This is a genomic window from Streptomyces sp. NPDC000983 (assembly GCF_040299205.1).
In the GTDB taxonomy this organism is placed as follows: Bacteria; Actinomycetota; Actinomycetes; order Streptomycetales; family Streptomycetaceae; genus Streptomyces.
In genome coordinates this window covers 276,243-293,669 of sequence record NZ_JBEPBM010000003.1, presented here as the reverse complement: position 1 = coordinate 293,669, position 17,427 = coordinate 276,243, and the positions used below count along the sequence as shown (strand labels likewise).

Sequence of the window (17,427 nt, the reverse complement as noted above, 5' to 3'; positions counted from 1 at the left end):
GCCCAGGGGGCTAGGGTCGAGCCCATGCCAGACACCCCGCTTGACCTCACGCTGGACGCAGCCCGCCTGACCGCGGCACTCGTCGACTTCCCGTCCGAGAGCGGAACGGAGAAGCCGCTCGCCGACGCGATCGAGTCCGCCCTGCGCGCCCTGCCGCACCTGAGAGTCGACCGGTACGGCAACAACGTCGTGGCCCGCACCGGCCTCGGCCGCGCCGAGCGCGTGATCCTGGCCGGCCACATCGACACCGTGCCGATCGCGGACAACGTCCCCTCCCGGCTCGACGACGACGGCGTCCTGTGGGGCTGCGGCACCTGCGACATGAAGTCCGGAGTGGCGGTACAGCTGCGCATCGCCGCGACCGTCCCCGCCCCCAACCGCGACCTCACCTTCGTCTTCTACGACAACGAGGAGGTCGCCGCACACCTCAACGGTCTGCGGCATGTGGCCGAGGCGCACCCCGACTGGCTCGCGGGCGACTTCGCGGTCCTGCTGGAGCCCTCCGACGGCCAGGTCGAGGGCGGCTGCCAGGGCACCCTGCGCGTACTGCTGAGGACCGAGGGCGAGCGGGCCCACTCGGCGCGCGGCTGGATGGGCTCCAACGCGATCCACGCCGCCGCCCCCATTCTGGCCCGCCTGGCCGCCTACGAACCGCGGTGGCCGGTCATCGACGGCCTGGAGTACCGGGAGGGCCTGAACGCGGTCGGCATCTCGGGCGGCGTGGCCGGCAACGTCATCCCCGACGAGTGCGTGGTGACCGTCAACTTCCGCTACGCCCCCGACCGCACCGAGGAGGAGGCGCTCGCCCACGTCCACGAGGTGTTCGCGGACTGCGGCGTGGCGGAGTTCGTGGTGGACGACCACAGCCCCGGCGCCCTGCCGGGCCTGAGCCACCCGGCGGCCGCGGCCTTCATCGACGCGGTCGGCGGCACCCCGATGCCCAAGTACGGCTGGACGGACGTCTCCCGCTTCTCCGCACTCGGCGTCCCGGCCGTCAACTACGGCCCCGGCAACCCGCACCTGGCGCACAAGCGGGACGAGCGGGTCGACACGGCGAAGATCCTCGCGGGCGAGGAACGCCTGCGTGCGTGGCTGACCGCCTGAGCACCCACGGAATGCGGGGACGCCGGACATGCCGATGTCCCCCTTCCGTAACCCGCGTAGATCTACGCTGAGGTGGAACAACCGCAAGCGGAGGGAGCGCACATGGCTACCGGGAACCCCGAGGGCAGGAAGCAGCCACCGGAGGAGCAGCGCCTGGGACCCGTACTCCGACGGCGGGACCAGGTCACGGCGAGTACGACGGACCAGCGCCTGCTGGACGCCGGAGGCCCCTCGGACTGGGTCCACACCGACCCCTGGCGCGTCCTGCGCATCCAGTCGGAGTTCATCGAGGGCTTCGGCACCCTCGCCGAGCTCCCGCCCGCGATCAGCGTCTTCGGCTCGGCCCGTACCCCGGCCAACTCCCCGGAGTACGAGGCCGGGGTGCGGCTGGGGCGGGGCCTGGTGGAGGCGGGCTTCGCCGTCATCACCGGCGGCGGTCCCGGAGCCATGGAGGCGGCCAACAAGGGCGCCTGCGAGGCGAAGGGCATCTCGGTCGGCCTCGGTATCGAGCTCCCCTTCGAGCAGGGGCTCAACCCCTACGTCGACATCGGCCTGAACTTCCGGTACTTCTTCGTCCGGAAGATGATGTTCGTCAAGTACGCCCAGGGCTTCGTGGTCCTGCCCGGCGGCCTGGGCACCCTCGACGAACTCTTCGAGGCCCTCACCCTGGTCCAGACCCAGAAGGTCACCCGCTTCCCCATCGTGCTGTTCGGCACGGAGTACTGGGGCGGCCTGATCGACTGGCTGCGCAACACCCTGGTGGCCCAGGGCAAGGCCTCCGAGAAGGACCTGCTGCTCTTCCACGTCACGGACGACGTCGACGAGGCGGTGGCCCTGGTCTCCAAGGAGGCGGGCCGCTGACGCACCGGCCCGGACGCGGGGCGGCCCGCCCCGCGTCCACCACCTTTTCCGACAGGCTTCAGGCCAGCCCGCGCCGCGCCACGGCCGGCGGGCGGTGGCCCGCGATCGACGCCACCATGTCCACCACCTGGCGGGTCTCGGCGACCTCGTGCACCCGGTACACCTGCGCGCCCAGCCACGCCGAGACGGCCGTCGTGGCCAGCGTGCCCACGACACGCTCCTTCACCGGCCGGTCCAGCGTCTCGCCGACGAAGTCCTTGTTGGACAGCGACACCAGCACCGGCCAGCCGGTCGCCACCATCTCCTGAAGCCGCCGGGTCGCCTCCAGACTGTGCCGGGTGTTCTTCCCGAAGTCATGACCGGGATCGATCATCACCGACTCCCGGGGCACCCCCAGCGCCACGGCCCGCTCGGCCAGCCCCACGGTCACCCGCAGGATGTCCGCCATGACGTCGTCGTACGTCACCCGGTGCGGCCGTGTACGGGGCTCCGCGCCCCCGGCGTGCGTGCACACCAGCCCCACCCGGTACCGGGCGGCCACCTCCGCCAGCCGCGGGTCGACCCCGCCCCAGGCGTCGTTGAGGACATCCGCGCCGGCCTCGCAGACCGCCTCGCCGACCTCGGCCCGCCAGGTGTCCACGCTGATCACGACGTCCGGGAACCGCCGCCGCACCTCGGCCACGAAACCCACCGTGCGCCGCGCCTCCTCGGCCGCCGACACCTCTTCCCCGGGGCCCGCCTTCACGCCCCCGATGTCGATGATGGCGGCGCCCTCCGCCACGGCCCGCTCCACGCGCGCGAGGGCGGGTTCGTCGTGGAACGTCGCCCCCTGGTCGTAGAAGGAGTCCGGGGTCCGGTTCACGATCGCCATGATCACCGGCTCGTGCGTGTCGAACTCACGCCTGCCCAGCCTGAGCATCCCCTGTGAACCTCTCCCGTACGTACTGATCATCGGCCGCCTGCGACCCTAACCGCCGGACTCGCATGGCACGATCGGACCCTGACACACTCGACCGCACACTTGCACCGACCGTGGGGACCTCAGCGATGGTTATGTTCTTGTTCCTGGTCGTCGCGCTCGCCGTCGTGGTCGCCTCGGTGACCCTCGCGGTGGTGGGCGGCGGCGAGGGCGGCGGCCCGCTGCCGGAGGTCATGCCCGAGCGCCTCCACGACCCGCTCCCGCTCGACCGTCCGGTGGACCGCGAGGACATCGACAGCCTCCGCTTCCCCCTCGCCGCCCGCGGCTACCGCATGTCGGACGTCGACGACGCGCTCAGCCGCCTCGGCGCCGAACTCGCCGAGCGGGACGCCCGCATCGCCGACCTGGAGTCCGCCCTGGCCGGCGCGCGCGCCGGGTCCCCCGTCGCCCTGGACAAGCCCGAGCAGGAGGACCGGTGACCGACGGCTCCGCCCAGGCCGGCCCGGACGGCGTACGGCGCTGCCCCTGGGCGCTGTCCACGCCGGACTACGTCACCTACCACGACGAGGAGTGGGGGCGCCCGGTTCACGGGGACGACGCCCTCTTCGAGCGGCTGTCCCTGGAGGCCTTCCAGTCCGGGCTCTCCTGGATCACCATCCTGCGCCGCCGCCCCGGCTTCCGCGCGGCGTTCGCCGGGTTCCGGATCGAGAAGGTCGCCGCCTTCACCGACGAGGACCGCGACCGCCTCCTCGCCGACGAGGGCATCATCCGCAACCGGGCCAAGATCGACGCCACGCTCGCCAACGCGCGCGTGCTGGCCGGCTGGGCGGCCGGCGACCTGGACGAGCTGATCTGGTCCCACGCCCCGGAACCCGGCCCGGTCCCCAGGACCCTCGCGGACGTCCCCGCGATCACCCCGGGCTCCACGGCGCTGTCCAAGGCCCTCAAGGCGCGGGGCCTGAGATTCGTCGGGCCCACGACCGCCTACGCCCTGATGCAGGCGTGCGGCCTGGTCGACGACCACCTCACGGACTGCGCCGCCAGGAACCGGCCGTAGGCCCGAGGCCGGAGACGTCCTAGCGGCCCAGGTACTTCGGCTTCTCCTTGGCGACGAAGGCGCGCACCGCGATCGCGTGGTCCTCCGAGGCCCCCGCGAGGGTCTGCAGCTCGTCCTCCTTCTCCAGGGTCTCCGCGAGCGAGTGGGAGGACCCGAAGGCGACCGCCTCCTTGATCGCCGCGAAGGCCACCGTCGGCCCCTCGGCCAGCGCGCGGGCCACCCGCTCGGCCTCCTCGCGCAGCGACGCGGCGGGCACCACCCGGCTCGCGATCCCCAGCTCGTAGGCCTCCTGCGCCTTGATGCTGCGCGGGAAGAGCAGCAGGTCGGCGGCGCGCCCGGGGCCCACCACGCGCGGCAGGGTCCAGGAGATCCCGGAGTCGGCGGTCAGCGCCACCCCCGCGAACGAGGTGTTGAAGGCGGCGGTGTCGGCCACCACCCGGTAGTCCGCGGCGAGCGCGAAGCCGAAACCGGCCCCCGCGGCGACGCCGTTCACCCCGGCGACCACCGGCTTGGCCATCTCCGTGAGCGCCCGGGCGATCGGGTTGTAGTGCTCGCGCACCGTGCTCATCACCTGACCGGACCCCTCGGCCAGCAGTCCGATGTGCTCCTTGAGGTCCTGGCCCACGCAGAACGCCCGGTCACCGGCGGCGGTCAGCAGCACGGCCCGCACCGAGGAGTCCGCACCCGCCGAGGTCACGGCCTCCCGCAGGGCGACCTTGGTCTCGATGTTCAGCGCGTTCATCGCCTCGGGGCGGTTCAGCGTGATCGTCGCGAGCCCGTCGCTCACCTCGTAGAGCACGGTGTCGGCCATGGTGTGTGTCCCCTCCGGAGTCGCGGCTGATGTCTCAGGACAGCATGGCGGAGATCGCCGAGCGCGCAGGTGTGACCTGCGTCAAAGAAATCGGAGCCGTTTCCGTTCGGCGGATCCGCGTGCGGCGGCGCAGTATCGCAGTCACATCGCCGAATTGAGTGGTTTTGCTCGCGCGCGTTGCCCAAGCGATGCCTACCGATGTTGGTCATCGGGTCCTGGGATGCGGGATAATGGCTGGGAAGCAATGTGTTCGATGCCGGTGTCGCGTGTCCTTCGGGGACCGCGCATGCCCTCCATGGGGCCGTCGGCTTTGACGATGAGCTGGTTTCAGGAAGGGGAACGAGCATGGCGGCCATGAAGCCGCGGACGGGCGATGGCCCGCTCGAGGTGACCAAGGAGGGGCGGGGCATCGTCATGCGCGTTCCGCTCGAAGGCGGCGGTCGGCTCGTCGTCGAGCTGACCCCTGACGAGGCCGACGCGCTCGGCGACGCCCTCAAGAAGGTCGTCGGCTGACGCGGAAGCGACCGTACCCTTTCAGCTGCCCCGGCCCCCGGTGAGGTGCCGGGGTCGCTGCTTTTCCGGGACCGGCCGCACCTTGTCTTCCCGGGCCGCCCGTACGGCAGCTGACGGGGCGGCCGCCCGTTCGGCAGGGGTCCGTCAGCGCTTGACGGCGCAGAGCAGCCCGTCGCCCACCGGCAGCAGCGAGGGCACCAGGTCCTGGCTCTCCCGCACCGCGCGCAGCAGCTCCCGCAGCCGCACGACCTCCGTCGGCTGCGGCCCCGAGTCGACCGTACGGCCGTGCGCGAAGACGCCCTCGAAGACCACCAGGCCACCCGGACGCAGCAGGCGCAACGATTCAGCGAGGTAGTCGAGGAACTCCAGCCGGTCGCCGTCGCAGAAGACGAGGTCGTAGCCGGCGTCCGCGAGCCGGGGCAGTACGTCCAGCGCGCGGCCCGGAATGAAGCGGGCCCGGTTGCTGGCGAAACCGGAGGCCCGGAAGGCGTGCCGGGCGAACTGCTGGTGCTCCGGCTCGGGGTCGACGGTGGTCAGGACGCCGTCCGGGCGCATGCCGTGCAGCAGATGGATCCCGGAGACGCCGGTCCCGGTGCCGATCTCCGCGACCGCTTTCGCGTCCACGGTGGCGGCGAGCAACCGCAGCGCAGCGCCCGTGCCGGGCGACACCGAGCGCAGCCCTGCCTCGCGGGCCCGGTCACGGGCCCAGCGCAGCGCCTCGTCCTCGGCGACATAGGCGTCGGCGAACGCCCAGCTCGTCTGCCGGTTGGCGGTAATGACCCTCTCCTGTCCCCGTGGTTGCCTGGGCGTGACTGTATCCGCTGCCGCTGGGAACCTGCTGATGGGACCGGGCGTTTAGAGGGGTGGGAGACGACAGGGGGGACACGGTTGGATCACGACGGCGGGCCGGGGGGGCGAGCACATGCTGACGCAGTCGCATGAGCCGTATCAGCCCAGATCAAATTCTCGTAAAACCGCTTATCCGGAGCTAACGGGCGAGGTGGCTATGGTAGGGGCTCCGCTGGACACCACCAGAGCCGACAGGGGAGGTGCGGCCGCGCCTGCGGATCGGGGAGGAGTGCTCCGGCGCTTTCTCGGATCGGCGGGGAGGCCGAAATCCGTGAACGACACCGCTGCTGACCACGCCGACGACTACGCCCAGACCGCGACCTTCTCCACCGACGCGGACGGGCAGGCGTGGACTCCGCCCACGTGGGAGGAGATCGTCAGCACGCACAGCGGCCGCGTCTACCGCCTCGCGTACCGCCTCACCGGCAACCAGCACGACGCCGAGGACCTCACCCAGGAGGTCTTCGTCCGCGTCTTCCGCTCGCTGTCCACGTACACGCCGGGCACCTTCGAGGGCTGGCTGCACCGCATCACCACCAACCTCTTCCTGGACATGGTCCGGCGCAAGCAGCGCATCCGCTTCGACGCCCTCGGCGAGGACGCGGCCGAGCGCCTGCCCAGTCGTGAGCCGTCCCCGCAGCAGGTCTTCAACGACGCGCACTTCGACGCCGACGTCCAGCAGGCCCTCGACACCCTCGCGCCCGAGTTCCGCGCCGCCGTCGTCCTGTGCGACATCGAGGGGCTCTCCTACGAGGAGATCGCCGCGACCCTCGGCGTCAAGCTCGGCACCGTGCGCTCCCGCATCCACCGCGGCCGCTCACAGCTGCGCAAGGCCCTGGCGCACCGGTCCCCGCAGGCCCGGGCCGAGCGCCGGTCCTTCGTGCCGTCGGTGCCCGCGCTGGGGGGAGGAGGTGCGACCGCGTGACTGGAACCCGACCCGAACCGGGCGAGCGCCGTCTCGCCGAGCAGCACCTTGGGGACCGTCTCTCCGCCCTGGTGGACGGAGAACTCGGTCATGACACGCGCGAGCGGGTCCTCGCCCACCTGGCCACCTGCGCCAAGTGCAAGGCGGAGGCCGACGCCCAGCGCCGACTGAAGAACGTGTTCGCGGAGGCGGCCCCGCCGTCCCCCTCGGAGAGCTTCCTGGCCCGCCTCCAGGGCCTGCCGGGCGGCGACCCGGGCAGCGGCGGCTCCCCGCTCGGCGGCACCTTCGGCGGACTCTCCGACCAGCCCGCCGGCGGCGCCTTCGGCATGCGCCGGGGCGAACGCTTCGAGTTCGGCTACGTCCCCGCCCGCCCGCACACCTCCGCGCTCACCGGCACCCCGGCCGGCGGCTTCCGGGTGCACCCCGTCGGGCGCCCCGACACCGACCGGCCGTCCTCCCGGGGGCTGCGGTTCGCCTTCGCCGCCGCCGGAGCGGTCTCCCTCGCGGCGATAGCACTCGGCGGTGTCACCACCGGCGCGGTGACCGAGACGGACACCCGCGGCTCGGGGTCCGGCAGCAATGTCACCCCGGCCCGCAGCCAGGGCAGCGGCGCCGCCACCAACCCCGACGGACAGCGCCGCCGGGGCGTCGGGCCACTGCTGGTCCACGGCCAGGGCCAGCGGGCCCTCGGTGACTCCCAGGCCGCCCCGACCTCGGTGTCCGCACCGCTGCTGCCGGGCGTGCCCGCCTCGGGCACCGGCACGGGCTCCTCGGTCACCCCGGTCGCGTCCACCACGTCCCCGCTGATACGCCCGCTCAGCACCGCCCCACCGCTCACCCTGACCACCTGGCACACCGCTCCGGAGGTCGTGACCCCGGGTCTGCTCGCCGCGCCCGTCCCCACCACGACCGTCTCCCCGTCCGCCTCCTCATCCGGCACCAGCCGCTGACCCGGCCTCTGCGCGGCGGCCCGCGAACCTGATTGAATCCAGGGTGGGCCGCGCCCACGGCAGTCGCCGGGCGCGGAGGCGGAGTTCGATGAGCCGCGGCCACCGCCGACGTGCCGTGCCGCGGCCGGCTGTGGGGAGAGCATGGACGAGGGGAAGCCCGCGAAGGCGAAATGGTGGAGCCGTCCTCGGCTCCAGGGGCCTTCGAGCCAGGCGGACGGCGCGACCGGAACGCCGCCCGCTCCGACCCCGGTCGCGAACGCCGACGGCGACTTCGAACTGGAGCGGCCCACGGCCGCTGCCTCCACCTCCACCGAGGGCGACTACGAACTTCGGCGACCTGAGCCGGCGGTGCCCGAGGAGCCGTCGGCGGTGACCGAGACGTCCGCCGAGGCCGAGCGGGCGTCTTCGGCCGGTTCCGACAGCGGGGGCGCGATACCGGTCGACGGCTTCGCCGCCCCGGAGACGGCCGGATCCGCGGGGCGCGTCGAGGGTTCCGGGGAGCCGACGGCTGCCGCGACGGACGGCTCCGCGGTGGTGCCGGACCCGTCCGAGGCGCCTACGGCGCACGCGCCCGCCGAGGAGCGCCCCCGGCCCCTGCACGACCCCGACCCCTACAGCACCCCGCCCTACGGCGAGCCCGGCCCCTGGGCACCCGCCCCTCCGGTACAGCACCCGGCGGCGACCCCGGCCCACGGCACCACCGTGCCGCCGGCGACCCCGGCGCCCGTACCGGGCCAGGCACCGGCGCCCGTACCGGGCCGGCCCCTCACGCCCGCCCACCCCGGCCAGGCGGCCGCCCACGGCAGCCCGCCGCCCGCTCCGGCCCACGGCACCCCGCCACCCGGCAACCCCTTCCCGGCACCGGCACCGGCCGGGGCGCCCGCACCGGCGGGGGCCCCCGCACCCGCAGCCCCCGCACCCCTTCAGCCCTCCGCCTCCAACCCCTGGCAGCACTACGACCCCTGGGCCCCCAACCCCGTGGGCGAGTCGCTCCAGCAGACCGGCGTCGCGGTGGCCACCAAGGCGCAGCGGCGCCGCAAGGGCCGGCGCCGGCTGCTGACCCTGGCCCTGCTGCTGGCCCTGGTCTCCGGAGGCATCGGAGGCGTCGTAGGGACGTATCTGGAGCGCAACGGCGGCCTGGAGCAGGTCACACTGCCGCAGGCCGGCGCCGAGCCCACCGGGCGGGCGCCGGACAGCGTGGCGGGGATCGCGGCGCGGGCGCTGCCCAGCGTGGTGACGCTGCATGTCTCCGGTTCCGAGGAACAGGGCACCGGCACCGGCTTCGTGCTCGACGACCGCGGCCACATCCTCACCAACAACCACGTCGTGGAGCCCGCCGGATCCGACGGCGAGATCTCCGTGACCTTCCACAGCGGCGACACCGCCAAGGCCACCGTGGTCGGCCGGGACAGCGGCTACGACCTCGCCGTGGTCAAGGTGAAGGGCGTCAACGGGCTGACCCCGCTGACCCTCGGCAACTCCGACAACGTCCAGGTCGGCGACCCCGTCGTCGCCATCGGCGCCCCCTTCGACCTGGCGGGCACCGTCACCTCCGGCATCATCAGCGCCAAGGAGCGGCCCATCACGGCCGGCGGCGAGGGCGGCGACGCCAGCGACGTGTCCTACGTCGACGCCCTGCAGACCGACGCCCCGATCAACCCCGGCAACTCCGGCGGCCCGCTGCTGGACGCCAGGGCCCGGGTGGTCGGCATCAACTCCGCGATCCGCTCGGCGGACAGCGGCTCGGAGCTCGACGGCGGGCAGGCGGGGTCCATAGGGCTCGGGTTCGCCATCCCGATCAACCAGGGCAAGCGGGTCGCCGAGGAGCTGATCAACACCGGCCGGGCGACCCACCCGGTCATCGGCGTCACCCTCGACATGGACTACTCGGGCGACGGCGCGCGCGTCGGCACCAAGGGCAGTGACGGGGGCGCGGCGGTCACCGTCGGCGGTCCCGGCGACAAGGCGGGCATCGAGCCCGGCGACGTCATCACCGAGATCGACGGCCAGCGCGTGCACTCCGGCGAGGAGCTGATCGTCAAGACCCGCGCCCACCGGCCCGGGGACCGGCTGGAGCTGACGCTCCGGCGGGACGGCGAGGAGATCCGGCTCTCGCTGACCCTCGGCACGGCGAAGAGCGGCTGACACGACTCACAGAAACCCCACAGCAGGGGCCCGCCGACCCCGTCGGTTCGGGCCCCGCCAGGCGAACGACGCGGAAAAGCACCCGCCCGCACCCACTCGGAGGCCCTGGGACGGTACCGGTCGCGGGGGAACCCCGGGTACCGTGGACCCGGCCCGGACCACGGAAGACCCGACAGGCCACCGAGGGCCGAGGACCGAGGACTCGCAAGGAGCTTCAGGTGTTCAATGACATAGGACCGCTCGAGCTGGTGACGCTCATCGTCCTCGCCGTGCTCGTCTTCGGTCCGGACAAGCTCCCGAAGGTCATCCAGGACGTCATGCGGACGGTTCGCAAGATCCGCGAGTTCTCGGAGAGCGCCAAGCAGGACATCCGGCAGGAACTCGGCCCGGAGTTCAAGGACTTCGAGTTCGAGGACCTCAACCCCAAGACGTTCATCCGCAAGCAGCTGGACAACGACGAACTGGGGATCAAGGAGCTTCGCAACGGCTTCGACCTGAAGAAGGAGATGACGGAGGTCGCGGACGCCGTCCACGGCCGCGATTCCGAGCCCTCGGCGTCGCCGTCGCCCTCCTCCGCCCCCACGGGCGAGCGCGTCGACATGACGAAGAAGCCCGAGGAGCGCACGCCGTACGACGCGGACGCCACCTGAGCCCGGGCGCCCCGCCCGGGCCGCGTACGTGATGCGTTTCATACCCCGCCGAGGGGCCCGTACGGCCTGAACACCCCGTCCCGACGCCTCGCGAACCGGGCGGTTTCCCGGCTGCTCCCACCGGTGTGGATATGCTGCCGAGTTGTTGTGCGGACCGAACGCCATACAGCGAGGCCGCCCGAAGGGGGGCGGGCCGCCCCCGGTCCGTCGAGAGCGAGGAGGCGTCCGGGCATGGAGACGACGAGTCGGGCTGTCGCGCAGGCGCCGGCTGCGGAGGGCGGACAACAGGTCCCCTCCGCCCGGCGTACGGTCGACGGCTACCTGCTGGCGCCCTTCCCCTGGTACGGCCTCGACGAGGCGTTCACGGGCCCGCGCTGGCTGATGCAGGTCGGTACGGCGGCCGACGGGGCCGTCGAGCACGGGTCGATCGGCCACGGCGACGAACCGTCCGTACGGCACGAGGGGACCGAGGACCGGGACAAGTTCGCGGTCGTGGTCACCGTCGCCGCGAACCCCTCCCGCAGGAGCGCCGACGGCACGGGTCTGCTGGAGGCGACGTCCGTCTCCTCGGCGGCCTGGCTGGCCGGGGTGGGGCTGCTGACGTTCACCTGGCCCGGGCAGATGGACCACTCGCTGCGGGACGACTGGCTGGACCAGCAGACCGAGACGGCCTGGGTGCTGGCCGACGACCTCTCCGGTCCCGACTGGTCGACGCTCTCCCTGCCGGTGGACGGGGTGCCCACGCCCTTCCACTACCGCGAGTCCGAGTTCGGCTGGGTGCTCGCCGGGTCCACGCAGGAGGGCGTGCACGTAGGCGCGTACGGGCGCGGCATGAGCGCGTACGGACTGGGCTTCGCGATGATCAAGGACATCGGCGAGTACGCGTGACGACCGCCGTGTCGGCGTGAGGCACGAGGAAGGGGCGCCGGGTCGAACCCGGCGCCCCTTCCTCATGTCCCGCCGTACGGGCTCAGAACTTGTTGCGGGGGGTGATCCCCAGCGACAGCCCCGAGAGGCCGCGCTGGCGCCCTCCGAGCTTTCCGGCGATCGCGCGCAGCGCCGAGCCGGCCGGGCTGTCGGGGTCGGTCAGGACCACCGGCCTGCCCTCGTCGCCGCCCTCGCGCAGGCGGACGTCGATCGGGATGGAGCCGAGGACCGGGACGGTGGCGCCCGTCGTACGGGTCAGGCCGTCGGCGACGACCTGCCCGCCGCCGGTGCCGAACACGTCGACCATCTCGTCGCAGTGCGGGCACGGCAGGCCGGACATGTTCTCGACCACGCCGACGATCTTCTGGTGGGTCTGCACCGCGATGGAACCGGCCCGCTCCGCCACCTCGGCCGCCGCCTGCTGCGGGGTCGTCACGACCAGGATCTCGGCGTTCGGGACCAGCTGGGCGACCGAGATCGCGATGTCACCGGTGCCCGGCGGCAGGTCCAGCAGCAGGACGTCCAGGTCGCCCCAGTACACGTCCGCCAGGAACTGCTGAAGGGCCCGGTGCAGCATCGGACCGCGCCACACCACGGGCGCGTTGCCCGGGGTGAACATGCCGATGGAGATGACCTTCACGCCGTTCGCGGACGGCGGCATGATCATGTTCTCGACCTGGGTGGGGCGCCCGTCGGCGCCCAGCATGCGCGGCACCGAGTGGCCGTAGATGTCGGCGTCCACGACACCGACCTTCAGCCCGTCCGCCGCCATGGCCGCCGCCAGGTTCACGGTGACCGACGACTTGCCGACACCGCCCTTTCCGGAGGCGACCGCGTACACCCGGGTCAGCGAGCCGGGCTTGGCGAAGGGCACCTCGCGCTCGGTCTGCCCGCCGCGCAGCGCGGTCGCCAGCTCCTTGCGCTGCTCGTCGCTCATCACGTCCAGCGTGACGTCGACCCCGGTGACTCCCTCGACCCGGGAGACCGCCTCGGTGACGCGCTGGGTGATGGTGTCCCTCATCGGGCAGCCGGAGACCGTCAGGTACACGGTGACCGCGACCGTTCCGTCCGCACCGATCTCCACCGACTTGACCATCCCGAGTTCGGTGATGGGGCGGTTGATCTCGGGGTCGTTCACCGTCGACAGTGCCTCGCGCACCGCGTCTTCCGTAGCCATAAGGACGATGGTACGGCGACCGCGGGGGCCTTCGGGATGCCCCTCAGCGGTCGTCTGTGTCACGTCGGTGCGACCGTTCTGCCGGGAATACGGCGTGTCCGTCCGGACGATGGCCGTCCAGTTCCTTCAGGACGTCCTGGAGTTCGGAGCGGATCCAGTCCCGGGTGGCCACCTCGCCGAGGCCGATCCGCAGCGCGGCGATCTCCCGGGTCAGGTACTCGGTGTCCGCGATGGACCGCTCGTTCTGCTTGCGGTCCTGTTCGAGGTTGACCCGGTCGCGGTCGTCCTGCCGGTTCTGCGCGAGCAGGATCAGCGGGGCGGCGTAGGAGGCCTGGAGCGAGAGCATCAGGGTCAGGAAGATGAACGGGTACTCGTCGAAGCGCAGGTCGGTCGGGGCGAAGATGTTCCACAGCACCCACACGATGATCGCGACCGTCATCCAGACGATGAACCGCCCGGTGCCCAGGAAGCGCGCGATCCGCTCCGAGAGCCGTCCGAAGGCCTCCGGGTCCCATTCCGGCAGGAGCCGGCGGCGCGGCGGCCGCGGCTGGTCCAGCCGGACGCGCGGCCGTCCGGCGGCGGTCGCCCCGCTCGCCGTGCGCTCGCGGCCGCCCTCGCGGTCAGGAGCCATGGGCCGCCGCCTCCTCGCCCTCGTCGAGGTGGAACTCCGTCTCCCGCCAGTCCTCGGGCAGCATGTGGTCCAGTACGTCGTCCACGGTGACCGCGCCGAGCAGCGAACCCGACTCGTCGACCACGGGCGCGGCGACCATGTCGTACGTGGCGAAGAACCCGGCGACGACCGGCAGCGCCGCGTCCGGGTCCAGGGCCTGGAGATCGTCGTCGAGGAGCGCGCTGACCAGCGTGTACGGCGGATCGCGCAGCAGGCGCTGGAAGTGGACCGTGCCGAGGTACTTGCCGGTGGGCGTCTCGTCGGGCGGGCGGCAGACGTAGACCTGGGCGGCGAGCGCGGGGGAGAGGTCGGCGTTGCGGACCCGGGCCAGCGCGTCGGCGACGGTGGCGTCGGGCCGCAGCACGATCGGTTCGGTCGTCATCAGACCGCCCGCCGTGCGCTCCTCGTACGACATCAGCCGGCGCATGTCGGCCGCGTCCTCGGGCTCCATCAGACTCAGCAGCCGTTCCTTGTCCTCCTCGGGCAGTTCCGAGAGCAGGTCGGCCGCGTCGTCGGGATCCATGGCCTCCAGGACGTCGGCGGCCCGCTCCTCCTTGAGCTTGCCGAGGATCTCGATCTGGTCGTCCTCCGGCAGTTCCTCCAGCACGTCCGCCAGCCGGTCGTCGTCGAGGGCGGCGGCGACCTCGGCGCGCCGCTTGGCGGAGAGGTGGTGCAGCACGTTGGCGAGGTCGGCGGGGCGCAGCTGCTCGAAGGTGGCGAGCAGGCTCTCGGCGCCCTGTCCCTGCTCCTCCAGGGAGAAGCCGGTCACCGCGGACCACTCGACGGTGAGCGCCTCGCCCTTGGCCCGCCTGAGCGGCCCGCTCCGGCCGCCCTTGCGGACGAAGATGCGGTCGATCTCCCAGTCCCGCCGGGCGGGCAGCTGCTGCACCGACAGGTCGAGGACCGTGACCTCCTCGCCGGTCTCGACGAGCGTGACCCGCCGGTCCAGCAGCTCGCCGAAGACCAGGCGCTCGGTCGGCCGCTGCTCGAAGCGGCGGACGTTGAGCACCCCGGTGGTGATGACCTGGCCGCTCTCGATGCTGGTCACCCGGGTCATGGGCAGGAAGATGCGGCGCCGGGTGGACAGTTCGACGACCAGTCCGAGCAGCCGCGGCGGCCGCCGGCCGACCCGCAGCATGGTGACCAGGTCGCGGACCCGCCCCACCTGGTCGCCGTTGGGGTCGAAGGCGGCGATCCCGGAGAGGTGCGAGACGAAGACCCGGGGGGTTCCCCCTGCCATGACCGCACCTCCTCCGCCGCACTTGCCCGCCATGTCCGCTCAGGTCGGCTTCAGGCTAGCCCGTCCTGATCCCGCACGCCCTGGTGAGCGGGCCGGACGGACTGGCTCCGCCGCGCCGCGCCGACCCCGGTACGCTGCCGTACGCCGATCAGGACCCGTCAGAAAGGCAGCTCCACCTGTGACTGTGATTCCTCAGGGCCGTATCCGCCGGGCCGCGTTGCTGAGCGCGTGCTGCGCCCTGGCCGTGACGGGGCTGACGGGATGCAGTAGTGAGGATCCGGACGCGGGCACCAACGGGGTCGGCAAGCTGACCGCCCCCCAGATCCAGGCGAAGACGCTGAAGGCCGCGGAGTCCGCCGACGCGGTGCAGCTGTCCGGGAGCGTGGCCACCAGCGGGCGCACGTACAGGATCGACATGAAGCTGAAGTCCGACGGGGCGATGGGCTCGGTCACCGCGGAGGGGGCGACCTTCCGGCTGCTGCGCGTCGACGAACAGCTGTTCCTGATGGCGGACGCGGGCTTCTGGAGCGACGGGGACGCGAAGGCCGACGAGGAGGCCGCCGCCAAGCTCGACGGCAAGTACGTCAAGGTGCCCCGGAACGACCCGTCGTACAAGAAGTTCATCGGCTTCACCGAGATGGATGTGCTGCTGGAGGGCCTGCTCACCCTGCACGGCAAGGTGGAGACCGACGGGCGGCACGAGCAGTCCGGCGTCCGCACCGTCCGCATCTCCGGCGACCAGGGCTCCGGCGGCACGCTGGACGTCTCCCTGGAGGGCACCCCGTACCCGCTGCGCCTGGTCCGCGGCGGCGGCGCGGGCACCCTCACCTTCTCCTCCTGGGGCAAGGGCTTCGCCCTGGAGGAGCCGAAGAAGGACGAGACGGTGGACTACGGCCAGCAACTGCCGACGTCGTAGCCGCCCTACTTGCGCCCGCGCCGCTTCAGCAACAGCTTCGGCAGGCCCGCCGGGATCGGCTGCCGGGTGGTCGCGGGGGACGGCAGCGGCGCGGTGGCGAGGTCCCCGTCCGGCAGGGGTGCCGTCGCGCCGGTCGGCTCCAGGCGGAGCACCCGGCACTCCCGCGCCCACCGTCCGGGCATCGCCTCGCCGTCGGGCGCGTTCAGCCGCTTGCCCTTCAGCTCCGCGACCGTCGCCTCCCACCGCTCCGACTCCGGTGCCAGCTCCACCGCCCGTGCCGTCCAGGACACCAGCCGGCCGCCCTTGTCCTTGCTGCGGACGGTCACCTCGGCCGCGCCGCCGTCGGTGAGCCCCGGCAGCGGCTGCTCGCCCGGCCCGTCGCCGACGACGCAGGCCGCGCCCTCGTGCCACACGTGCCACAGCGCCCGGGCCGGGACGCCGGGTCCGCCGACCCAGATCAGCCCGGACTTCTTGGTGGCCTCCTCGACGAGGGCCTGATCGAGCAGCTCGCTTGTCATGGGCCCAGCCTAGTCAGCCCCGCCTGACCCGCCCTAGAGCCAGCCGTTGCGCTTGAGCGTGCGGTGGATGCCGAAGCAGATCATCACCGTGACGCCGAGCACCATCGGGTACCCGAACTTCCAGTGCGTCTCGGGCATGTAGTCGAAGTTCATCCCGTACACCCCGCACACCATCGTCGGCACGGCGATGATCGCCGCCCAGGAGGTGATCTTGCGCATGTCCTCGTTCTGCGCGACGGACGCCTGCGCGAGGTTGGCCTGGAGGATGGAGTTCAGCAGCTCGTCGAAGCCGACGACCTGCTCCTGGACCCGGGCGAGGTGGTCGGCCACGTCCCGGAAGTACTTCTGGATGTCGGGGTCGATCAGCCGCATCGGCCGCTCGCTCAGCAGCTGCATCGGCCGCAGCAGCGGCGACACCGCACGCTTGAACTCCAGGATCTCCCGCTTGAGTTGATAGATCCGGCCGGCGTCCGTGCCGCGCGGGCTGCCCTTGCGGCCGGGCGAGAAGACGTCCGTCTCCACGTCGTCGATGTCGTCCTGGAGGGAGTCGGCCACGGCGATGTACCCGTCGACGACATGGTCGGCGATCGCGTGCAGCACCGCCGAGGGCCCCTTGGCGAGCAGCTCCGGGTCGTCCTGGAGCCGGTGCCGCAGTGCCCGCAACGAGCCCTGGCCGCCGTGCCGGACGGTGATGAAGAAGTCCCGCCCGGTGAAGCACATGACCTCGCCGGTCTCCACCACCTCGCTGGTGGCGGTGAGTTCGTCGTGCTCGACGTAGTGCACGGTCTTGAAGACGGTGAACAGGGAGTCGTCGTAGCGCTCCAGCTTGGGCCGCTGGTGGGCCTGGACGGCGTCCTCCACGGCCAGCGGGTGCAGTCCGAACTCGCCTGCGATACCGGCGAATTCGGCCTCGGTGGGCTCGTGCAGCCCGATCCACACGAACCCGCCGTCCCGCCGTACGTGGCGCATCGCCTCGTGCGGGCTGAGCTGCTCTCCGCTCTCGACGCGCGCGCCGTCGCGGTAGACGGCGCAGTCGACGACGGCGGAGGGCGTACCGGGGTCACGGGTGGCGTCGTAGGCGCTGCTGTCCACGCGCACGGCCTTGCGCAGCGTGGGACGGGACGGACGGACCGCGGCGCGCAGGTCACGGATCATCGACATGGCAGGCTCCTTCGCGAGCAGGCAGCGAAAGGCC

The 17,427-nt window shown here is 72.4% G+C and carries 19 protein-coding genes; 11 read left to right on the top strand and 8 right to left on the bottom strand.

The window, feature by feature from the left end; all coding sequences use genetic code 11:
• Positions 1–24: 24 nt before the first annotated feature.
• Complete coding sequence (gene dapE, locus ABT296_RS05370; protein WP_351923420.1) at positions 25–1,104, top strand: succinyl-diaminopimelate desuccinylase; 1,080 nt, start codon at positions 25–27, stop codon at positions 1,102–1,104.
• A 102-nt stretch (positions 1,105–1,206) separates the two neighbouring features.
• Entirely contained in the window at positions 1,207–1,965 is a 759-nt protein-coding gene (locus ABT296_RS05365) for an LOG family protein (RefSeq protein ID WP_351923418.1), read from the top strand.
• Between the two features lie 58 nt (positions 1,966–2,023).
• On the opposite strand, the gene folP is transcribed toward ABT296_RS05365, so the two are convergent.
• Positions 2,024–2,884 carry a dihydropteroate synthase gene (gene folP, locus ABT296_RS05360; RefSeq protein WP_351923416.1) on the bottom strand — a complete coding sequence of 287 codons (861 nt, stop codon included), beginning with the start codon at positions 2,882–2,884 and terminating at the stop codon, positions 2,024–2,026.
• Between the two features lie 134 nt (positions 2,885–3,018).
• Between folP and ABT296_RS05355 the strand changes: the two genes are divergently transcribed.
• Entirely contained in the window at positions 3,019–3,363 is a 345-nt protein-coding gene (locus ABT296_RS05355) for a DivIVA domain-containing protein (RefSeq protein WP_351923579.1), read from the top strand.
• A complete protein-coding gene (locus ABT296_RS05350) occupies positions 3,360–3,941 on the top strand; it encodes a DNA-3-methyladenine glycosylase I (RefSeq protein ID WP_351923414.1) in 582 nt (193 codons plus the stop codon). The genes ABT296_RS05355 and ABT296_RS05350 overlap by 4 nt, the downstream gene beginning before the upstream one ends.
• 19 nt (positions 3,942–3,960) lie before the next feature.
• Here the strand turns inward: ABT296_RS05350 and chcB are convergent, their stop codons facing one another.
• Positions 3,961–4,752 carry a 2-cyclohexenylcarbonyl CoA isomerase gene (chcB, locus tag ABT296_RS05345; protein ID WP_351923412.1) on the bottom strand — a complete coding sequence of 264 codons (792 nt, stop codon included), beginning with the start codon at positions 4,750–4,752 and terminating at the stop codon, positions 3,961–3,963.
• A 345-nt stretch (positions 4,753–5,097) separates the two neighbouring features.
• Here chcB and ABT296_RS05340 point away from each other — a divergent pair, with 345 nt between their 5' ends.
• Positions 5,098–5,265 carry a DUF3117 domain-containing protein gene (locus tag ABT296_RS05340; RefSeq protein WP_003966491.1) on the top strand — a complete coding sequence of 56 codons (168 nt, stop codon included), beginning with the start codon at positions 5,098–5,100 and terminating at the stop codon, positions 5,263–5,265.
• A gap of 144 nt (positions 5,266–5,409) precedes the next feature.
• Here the strand turns inward: ABT296_RS05340 and ABT296_RS05335 are convergent, their stop codons facing one another.
• Entirely contained in the window at positions 5,410–6,108 is a 699-nt protein-coding gene (locus ABT296_RS05335; RefSeq protein ID WP_351923577.1) for an O-methyltransferase, read from the bottom strand.
• Positions 6,109–6,271: 163 nt separating this feature from the next.
• Here ABT296_RS05335 and sigE point away from each other — a divergent pair, with 163 nt between their 5' ends.
• The 5 genes from sigE (at position 6,272) to ABT296_RS05310 (ending at position 11,672) form a co-directional block, all read left to right on the top strand.
• The gene (gene sigE / locus ABT296_RS05330; RefSeq protein ID WP_351923410.1) at positions 6,272–7,039 is read left to right on the top strand and encodes an RNA polymerase sigma factor SigE; all 768 of its coding nucleotides are present in this window, start codon (positions 6,272–6,274) and stop codon (positions 7,037–7,039) included.
• The gene (locus ABT296_RS05325) at positions 7,036–7,989 is read left to right on the top strand and encodes an anti-sigma factor family protein (RefSeq protein WP_351923408.1); all 954 of its coding nucleotides are present in this window, start codon (positions 7,036–7,038) and stop codon (positions 7,987–7,989) included. Before sigE ends, ABT296_RS05325 begins: the two co-directional genes overlap by 4 nt.
• A gap of 141 nt (positions 7,990–8,130) precedes the next feature.
• Positions 8,131–10,134, top strand: coding sequence for a trypsin-like peptidase domain-containing protein (locus ABT296_RS05320; RefSeq protein ID WP_351923406.1), 2,004 nt, complete (start codon positions 8,131–8,133; stop codon positions 10,132–10,134).
• Between the two features lie 218 nt (positions 10,135–10,352).
• Positions 10,353–10,784, top strand: a complete 432-nt coding sequence (locus ABT296_RS05315; protein ID WP_351923404.1) for a sec-independent translocase — start codon at positions 10,353–10,355, stop codon at positions 10,782–10,784.
• A gap of 231 nt (positions 10,785–11,015) precedes the next feature.
• The gene (locus ABT296_RS05310; protein ID WP_351923403.1) at positions 11,016–11,672 is read left to right on the top strand and encodes a hypothetical protein; all 657 of its coding nucleotides are present in this window, start codon (positions 11,016–11,018) and stop codon (positions 11,670–11,672) included.
• A gap of 82 nt (positions 11,673–11,754) precedes the next feature.
• On the opposite strand, the gene ABT296_RS05305 is transcribed toward ABT296_RS05310, so the two are convergent.
• The 3 genes from ABT296_RS05305 to ABT296_RS05295 are packed head-to-tail and all read right to left on the bottom strand — an operon-like array spanning position 11,755 to position 14,798.
• Positions 11,755–12,888: an Mrp/NBP35 family ATP-binding protein gene (locus ABT296_RS05305; RefSeq protein WP_351923402.1), complete on the bottom strand. Its 1,134-nt coding sequence runs from the start codon at positions 12,886–12,888 to the stop codon at positions 11,755–11,757.
• A 43-nt stretch (positions 12,889–12,931) separates the two neighbouring features.
• Entirely contained in the window at positions 12,932–13,519 is a 588-nt protein-coding gene (locus ABT296_RS05300; RefSeq protein WP_351923401.1) for a DUF1003 domain-containing protein, read from the bottom strand.
• Complete coding sequence (locus ABT296_RS05295) at positions 13,509–14,798, bottom strand: magnesium transporter MgtE N-terminal domain-containing protein (RefSeq protein ID WP_351923399.1); 1,290 nt, start codon at positions 14,796–14,798, stop codon at positions 13,509–13,511. Before ABT296_RS05295 ends, ABT296_RS05300 begins: the two co-directional genes overlap by 11 nt.
• 178 nt (positions 14,799–14,976) lie before the next feature.
• Between ABT296_RS05295 and ABT296_RS05290 the strand changes: the two genes are divergently transcribed.
• Positions 14,977–15,714, top strand: coding sequence for a hypothetical protein (locus ABT296_RS05290; protein WP_351923397.1), 738 nt, complete (start codon positions 14,977–14,979; stop codon positions 15,712–15,714).
• Between the two features lie 5 nt (positions 15,715–15,719).
• Here ABT296_RS05290 and ABT296_RS05285 read toward each other — a convergent pair whose 3' ends face one another.
• Positions 15,720–16,232 carry a hypothetical protein gene (locus ABT296_RS05285; RefSeq protein WP_351923395.1) on the bottom strand — a complete coding sequence of 171 codons (513 nt, stop codon included), beginning with the start codon at positions 16,230–16,232 and terminating at the stop codon, positions 15,720–15,722.
• Positions 16,233–16,265: 33 nt separating this feature from the next.
• Entirely contained in the window at positions 16,266–17,393 is a 1,128-nt protein-coding gene (locus tag ABT296_RS05280; RefSeq protein WP_351923393.1) for a magnesium and cobalt transport protein CorA, read from the bottom strand.
• Positions 17,394–17,427 lie beyond the last annotated feature (34 nt).

What these genes read in the sequence shown, in the direction of transcription:
- folP (WP_351923416.1), bottom strand. Translation starts at nt 2,884, where the DNA reads ATGCTCAGGCTGGGCAGGCGTGAGTTCGACACGCACGAGCCGGTGATC.
- ABT296_RS05295 (WP_351923399.1), bottom strand. Translation starts at nt 14,798, where the DNA reads ATGGCAGGGGGAACCCCCCGGGTCTTCGTCTCGCACCTCTCCGGGATC.
- dapE (WP_351923420.1), top strand. Translation starts at nt 25, where the DNA reads ATGCCAGACACCCCGCTTGACCTCACGCTGGACGCAGCCCGCCTGACC.
- ABT296_RS05280 (WP_351923393.1), bottom strand. Translation starts at nt 17,393, where the DNA reads ATGTCGATGATCCGTGACCTGCGCGCCGCGGTCCGTCCGTCCCGTCCC.
- ABT296_RS05310 (WP_351923403.1), top strand. Translation starts at nt 11,016, where the DNA reads ATGGAGACGACGAGTCGGGCTGTCGCGCAGGCGCCGGCTGCGGAGGGC.
- ABT296_RS05320 (WP_351923406.1), top strand. Translation starts at nt 8,131, where the DNA reads ATGGACGAGGGGAAGCCCGCGAAGGCGAAATGGTGGAGCCGTCCTCGG.
- ABT296_RS05305 (WP_351923402.1), bottom strand. Translation starts at nt 12,888, where the DNA reads ATGGCTACGGAAGACGCGGTGCGCGAGGCACTGTCGACGGTGAACGAC.
- sigE (WP_351923410.1), top strand. Translation starts at nt 6,272, where the DNA reads ATGGTAGGGGCTCCGCTGGACACCACCAGAGCCGACAGGGGAGGTGCG.
- ABT296_RS05355 (WP_351923579.1), top strand. Translation starts at nt 3,019, where the DNA reads ATGTTCTTGTTCCTGGTCGTCGCGCTCGCCGTCGTGGTCGCCTCGGTG.
- ABT296_RS05365 (WP_351923418.1), top strand. Translation starts at nt 1,207, where the DNA reads ATGGCTACCGGGAACCCCGAGGGCAGGAAGCAGCCACCGGAGGAGCAG.
- ABT296_RS05285 (WP_351923395.1), bottom strand. Translation starts at nt 16,232, where the DNA reads ATGACAAGCGAGCTGCTCGATCAGGCCCTCGTCGAGGAGGCCACCAAG.
- ABT296_RS05340 (WP_003966491.1), top strand. Translation starts at nt 5,098, where the DNA reads ATGGCGGCCATGAAGCCGCGGACGGGCGATGGCCCGCTCGAGGTGACC.
- chcB (WP_351923412.1), bottom strand. Translation starts at nt 4,752, where the DNA reads ATGGCCGACACCGTGCTCTACGAGGTGAGCGACGGGCTCGCGACGATC.
- ABT296_RS05300 (WP_351923401.1), bottom strand. Translation starts at nt 13,519, where the DNA reads ATGGCTCCTGACCGCGAGGGCGGCCGCGAGCGCACGGCGAGCGGGGCG.